Raw genomic sequence first — 925 nt, 5'->3', positions numbered from 1 at the left:
AAACAGCTTTTTTAGAATCTATCTTCCAACTCATCGTTTAAAAGCTTTTCTTTAATGATAATAGTGTTCTGCCATTGATATTCTCGCTTGACAATTCGTAGATCTCATCTAACTCAAGCATTAAGCCGGTGGGGTTTCGCCCTATTATTACATATTGGTTTTGCGCATCAAAAGCAATATACTGCCTCATTTTATCGTCCAACAGAATATCTGCATTGTCTATTACAAAAAGCTTATCCTTCGAATTTTTTATCGAAGCTTTGTAATTCTTTTTTTGGTCAAGGTAATTAAAGCACCTTATTCTTTTATCATTTGCAGACAGTTCTTCAATAAATGAATACAGAGCGGATTTGCCAACGCCAGAGTCGCCTGTGATAAAAGTAACGTTGTAATCAAAATGTAGATCAATGATGAAGGAAGTGTGGGTAGTATTGATCTCTTGCATCACGATCGGTTTAATCTTCATCGCTCCACCACTCCTTCAATTCTTCATAATCATCTATTTCTCTGCATTTCTTCTTACTCTTATCGTACACGTTCACTCGTGTCATATCAAATGATATAAGCGGATAATCACAACAGATCTTTCCTTCATCAAGAGAATAGATCATATCAAGAGCATTATCACCACATTCTCTTATGTCAAAAATCTTATCAGTATTGTACATTATATTCAATACCGTCTTGCAGCCACTGGAAAGCTTATCAGTGTTCAGCGTTGTCCCGTCAAAACGTGATTTAATTGTATATGGCCCGGTCAATTCAGCGTGGTCAATTTTTTCAATTATCTCATTTGCCCTATTATCCAGCATTTGAGCAGTATATTTGTTAAAATAAACATCGTTCAATTTAACAGTTTCTATTGATTTTGGAATCTGACCGTGTTTATATATTGTAATCATTTATTACCTCTCTAACTGCAACA

At 34.8% G+C, this 925-nt stretch carries 2 protein-coding genes; both read right to left on the bottom strand.

What is annotated here, in order from left to right:
* Positions 1-37 precede the first annotated feature (37 nt).
* Positions 38-466, bottom strand: a complete 429-nt coding sequence (locus LI114_RS13615) for an ABC transporter ATP-binding protein (RefSeq protein WP_227221117.1) — start codon at positions 464-466, stop codon at positions 38-40.
* Positions 456-902 carry a DUF4869 domain-containing protein gene (locus LI114_RS13610; protein WP_227221116.1) on the bottom strand — a complete coding sequence of 149 codons (447 nt, stop codon included), beginning with the start codon at positions 900-902 and terminating at the stop codon, positions 456-458. Before LI114_RS13610 ends, LI114_RS13615 begins: the two co-directional genes overlap by 11 nt.
* Between the last annotated feature and the right edge of the window lie 23 nt (positions 903-925).

It is taken from the genome of Ruminococcus sp. 210702-SL.1.03 (assembly GCF_020559915.1).
Classification (GTDB): domain Bacteria; phylum Bacillota; class Clostridia; order Oscillospirales; family Ruminococcaceae; genus YE71.
The sequence above is the reverse complement of the archived record's forward strand: the minus strand, read 5'-3'. Positions and strand labels throughout refer to the sequence as shown.

Bases quoted from the DNA above. Each gene is read 5' to 3' on its own strand.
- LI114_RS13615 (WP_227221117.1), bottom strand. From the start codon at position 466: ATGAAGATTAAACCGATCGTGATGCAAGAGATCAATACTACCCACACT.
- LI114_RS13610 (WP_227221116.1), bottom strand. From the start codon at position 902: ATGATTACAATATATAAACACGGTCAGATTCCAAAATCAATAGAAACT.